The organism is Olsenella phocaeensis, assembly GCF_900120385.1.
Taxonomy (GTDB): domain Bacteria; phylum Actinomycetota; class Coriobacteriia; order Coriobacteriales; family Atopobiaceae; genus Olsenella_I; species Olsenella_I phocaeensis.
In genome coordinates this window covers 1-4,446 of sequence record NZ_LT635514.1, presented here as the reverse complement: position 1 = coordinate 4,446, position 4,446 = coordinate 1, and the positions used below count along the sequence as shown (strand labels likewise).

Annotated in this window: 4 protein-coding genes and 1 pseudogene; 4 read left to right on the top strand and 1 reads right to left on the bottom strand. The window is 58.1% G+C overall.

The features are described from left to right. The 4 genes and pseudogenes from BQ7388_RS12490 to BQ7388_RS10585 form a co-directional block, all read left to right on the top strand. A pseudogene (locus tag BQ7388_RS12490) lies at positions 1–670 on the top strand (relaxase/mobilization nuclease domain-containing protein); the annotation flags it as partial. Continuing rightward, positions 667–1,242 carry a hypothetical protein gene (locus tag BQ7388_RS10595; RefSeq protein WP_072500635.1) on the top strand — a complete coding sequence of 192 codons (576 nt, stop codon included), beginning with the start codon at positions 667–669 and terminating at the stop codon, positions 1,240–1,242. The pseudogene BQ7388_RS12490 and the gene BQ7388_RS10595, both read left to right, overlap by 4 nt. A gap of 71 nt (positions 1,243–1,313) precedes the next feature. Beyond that, entirely contained in the window at positions 1,314–3,572 is a 2,259-nt protein-coding gene (locus tag BQ7388_RS10590) for a hypothetical protein (RefSeq protein WP_072500634.1), read from the top strand. A gap of 7 nt (positions 3,573–3,579) precedes the next feature. Continuing rightward, positions 3,580–4,182 carry a hypothetical protein gene (locus BQ7388_RS10585; protein ID WP_072500633.1) on the top strand — a complete coding sequence of 201 codons (603 nt, stop codon included), beginning with the start codon at positions 3,580–3,582 and terminating at the stop codon, positions 4,180–4,182. Between the two features lie 76 nt (positions 4,183–4,258). Here the strand turns inward: BQ7388_RS10585 and BQ7388_RS13140 are convergent. Next, positions 4,259–4,446 (bottom strand): hypothetical protein (locus BQ7388_RS13140; RefSeq protein ID WP_234946957.1); only part of this gene is annotated, 188 nt, incomplete at its 5' end.

Sequence of the window (4,446 nt, the reverse complement as noted above, 5' to 3'; positions counted from 1 at the left end):
GCCCCGCACGCCGCAGGCAGAGCACGTGCGCCGGGCGGAGCGCGAGATCGCCGAGAAGGGCGGCTACTCCTGGGTGGCGGACATCCGCACCCGCATCCGCGTGGCGCGCTCCGTCACGAGGGGCGAGGACGAGTTCAGGGGGCTCCTCAAGGGCCTGGGCGTGGAGGTCGAGGAAAATTCCGCCAAGGCGAGAAGGCGCGACTGGGTGTTCTCGCTCGCCGGGCATCCCACCTGGCGCGTCTCGGGAGAGAGCCTGGGGCTCGGCTACGGGCGCGAGTCGCTCATGCGCGGCTTCTCGCTGGAGGCGACGGGACATCTCGCGAACGCGAGCGAGCGCAGGGTCGCGGAGCTCGTGCGCTCCGCCGTGGAGCTCGGCGACCTCTCAGAGCTCGAAAGGCTCTCCGAGGCGCTCGCATGGCTCAAGGGCAACCGCATCCGCACGGCGGTGGACCTCGCCGCCAAGGGTGCGGGCAATTCCGAGATGGCTGCCTACGTGCGGGGCCTCGGCATTCTCAAGGAAGGCGGAATAGAGCGGCACCATACGCCAAGACCGTCGAAGTCTTTCTCCCGCACCCAAGGTGCAAGCTCACGGCATGACAACGCCCCGGAACACGCAAGCGAGCACCAACGCGCTCGCCAGCGCGACGAAGGAAGGGAAAGCCAGCGATGATCGTGAAGGCCTACTGCCGGGACGGGCGCATGGACGTGTTCGACACCGCCAACCTCACCGACGCGAGCGTGTATCGCGGAAACATCGTCACCAACTGGTCGCTCGACCTCTCCGGCGCCATGCGCGAGGGCGGCATGCTGCTCCTCTCCATGCGCTGGTACCCCGCACCGGGGCAGGACGCGCCCGCCGAGCCGGAGGGCCTCCCCATAGCCCGTAGGCGCGACGGGCTCTGCGTCGTCGTCGCGGACAGCGAGGACGTGCCGCAGATTTCCATGGTGACGGTGGACAGCGAGCTCGCGCTCCTGCGCGTGGGAGACGGCCTTGTGGACTGCAATCACCTCGCCTGGGCCTCGCGCATTGCCGATGGGCTACCTACTCAAGCGATTTCGGCGCATCGCACGCTCAGCATGTTTGTAGGCAACCATGCGGACGGAATCGATATTGAAGCCGAGATCTGTCGCCTGATGGGCTTCGACCCCGCGACGTACGCGCTGATGGAGGATTTATCGGAGATGACAGATGCCGATAAAGAAGATGCTGATGGCAGGCTCAGCGAGGATCCACCTACCTAGAAGTACGTATAGCCGGACATCACAAGTGCAATAATTTCTCCTGAAGTAAAGTGCGTCCATCAGGAGTCACCATGCACGTTAACGATGAAGACAGGCCCGAAGTTCAGTTCTCCTTCGAGGAATTGCCAGCGCTTCCACCTGGCGCAACGGATGATTTCAGCGCTCAAGGTCAAGGCGAGCCCACCCGCATCGAGTTCGACGAGAGTATCGATAAGGCAGAGCGAGCGGATTACATCGTCGCTGCGGCTATAGGTGCTTTCTCAGGCGTACTCAACATCTTCTGGCAAAAGCAGTTCTACCTGTCCGAAGCTCACGCATGGGGCAAAGAAAAGACAGAAGTCTTTGTCTTCGATGTCGCAAAGAGCTCAGGGTTCAAGCCGGACGGGAAAGACCTGAAGGACGCAATACGTTTCCTTGAGGACATGTTTCCCCTTGCAAGCGACAAACTGACTCCCGAGTTTGGCGGTGGCCTCCAGCATCACCTGAGGGACTTCGCCCATCACCCCTCACCTGTCGGTCTTCTCATGTCGATACTTGCCCAATTCACGGGCAAGGGCTATGGCACCGATACGAGCGGCGCGTTCGTGATACTCGACCTTCCAGCAGACGCCCTCATAGGAAAGACCTTCCCTGAGAAAGTGTTCTACGGGGCGATCATCTGGGCGGGACACCTGGTGAGCGACATGGCGGGATCAAGCAGGGCATTGGGCGAGGGCACTGGCATACCCGGCCCAATTCTTTCGTTCTTAAAAGAACTCTCGGCACTTCCAGTCTTCAAGAACGAGGGAGCAGACAACGCCTTCTCCAAATGGATCTCGAAGCTGTTCAACGGCACGTTGATTCGCGATACGGACGGCAACCCCATCCGCATTGACTTCAGAACCGAGCTTGGAGTTGCCGACCAGGTGCTCTCGCAGGCGAAATCAGTCATAGCCAACGAGTGCCTCGTCAGGGGATATTACTTCCTGAGCCGTCTGAAGGACGAGCTCTCACGTAACGACGTGCGTTCATTGAAAGACCTCGAGCGCATAGATGTGAAGAGGGTGATTCCGACCAACGAGCGCTCTCTTACTCGCATGCTCACTATCTCGAGCTCCGTGTTTGTCCTCACCAACTTGGAAATTGCCGTGGGTAAGGCCGCTCTAGCATCCAAGGGCGATGCCAAGAGGTTTGCAGGCGGGATACTCCTCAACCTGAATTTCGTCGAAATTGCCCGAATGGCAGTGGCCATCGCAAGCGACTCTAAGTACATCGCCGAGGACTTGAAGGACTATCTCAATAAGCGCGCCAAGGAGATGAATGCGTTTACGGAGGACTTCAAGCTGCTCAGGCTGAATGACCGAGAGGCGCGCCTCCTGTTCTCTTACCAGGCAATCGCCGTCAAGAAAGACATCGAACTTACCAAGAATAGGGATCAAAGCGATGCGAAGAGCGCCTGGCTTGAAGAGTTCAAGACCAGGCAAGCAGACCAGATGAGCTGCGATGCGGCAACATACTTCCTCGACGAGGAGAGTGCGGCAGAAGATATGCAGAAAGCGTCCGATGAGGACGTTTCCTCGTGGGAAACGCTGCTCGCCATGGAGCTCTGGCTCTTCAAGCCGTACTATCCCTTCGATGACGACTGGAAAGAGCGTCTGAAGGGCGTCAAATACGAGAACGATTATGCAGGGAAGGATTTTCCCAATGCACAAGGCGTCATCGATAAGAAGAAGATCGATGAGGTGAAGAAAGCCTACAAGCGCTTTACAAGCTTGCTTGCCGGTAGCAGAACCAAGACGGCAATTTTTGCAGTGGGCACAGTTGCGATTGGCGTTGCAACAGCAGGCACCGCGAATATTCTTGCCCCGGTCATTGCACCCATGATTGCCGGAGAAGCGGTTGCAGGGCTATCTGGTGCGGCCCTCACCAGTGCGAGCCTTGCCGCCGTCGGCGGCGGATCGCTTGCCGCAGGAGGCCTGGGAATGGCGGGTGGCACGGCGATAATTACCGGTGGAGGCGCTTTGTTAGGCATGGCCACCACAGGCAGTGCTGCACTTATCAGCGGTCTTGGCGAGCATGCAGAGCAATATGCTCTGAACCAGTGCGCACAGTTGCTCACGGTCTGCCAGCAGCTACCTCAGGACAGCAGCTCGACAAGCTCCTTCATACTCCGTGCAAAGGACCAAATCGAGCGAGCACGCGACAAGTGCCTTGAGGACATCGACACTGAGAAGGCAAAAGGCAAAGAGGGCAACCGGAAGGCAGTCAAATCAATGACGAAGGCAGCCAAGTACCTAGAGAGGTGCGCAAAGGAGCTGCAAAAGCTAGCGGACAATACTTCAGAGGCATAAAACGGCTATGGATGCGTATATCGGAACTTTAATCGGCGGGTTAATCGGCTTTCTATCCAGTCTGGGCGTTCAAATTGCGATGAGAGTGCTCGACCGCAAAGGGAAGCTAAGCTACTACGGCCGTATAAACTCATCGTTCTTGCAAGACTGGGGATTCTTCTCAGCAGACGGAAAGATGACGTTCGTTGTCCCGCTGGAGCTTGAATGCCAAAACACTAGCAATGTCACCCGCGTCGTTCGAGACGTCTCGCTCTCTCTATGGCGGGGTGGAGTCGAAGTATCGCGCATGAGACAGACGCAGGGCATCTATAACGAGCACAAGCATAATGGAAAGGTTGAATCCAGAGACAGCTTTGCCTTGGGCGATGTGAACGGGTCTTACTCTCTCGTAGTGCCGCCCAGATCCATAAAGAAGATGAACTGCTTTTTTACATGCAGGCTTGAGCAGAATGTTCAAGGCATCTCCTTCGATGAGATTCGAATATCCTGCTACGACGAGCGCGATCATCTGCATCGTTCACGACTAACGGAGTTTGATGGCAACTGGAAAGAACGCTCGATGCCGATGGAAGACGCGTGGGCCAAAATAAACCTTAAGCGAGTGCAATAAGCGATTTTCTATTCGGCCGCAAGATAGCATCACGGCGCGTAACATGAAGGGCCTTCCTGCTAAGGAAGGCCCTTTCTTATCGCTCCCGTTCCTCCGCCCGCGACGCTGCGCCGGACGCCCTACAACAGGCGTAGGCGGCGAGCGTCACGAAGCCGGAGAGGAAGCCGGCGATGTAGGCGACGATGCTAGTCCTCCTCCTCGTCCTCCTCGCGGCGGCGCGAGCCGATGCTGCGCGCGATGCCGATGACGGAGGCGGCGCAACCC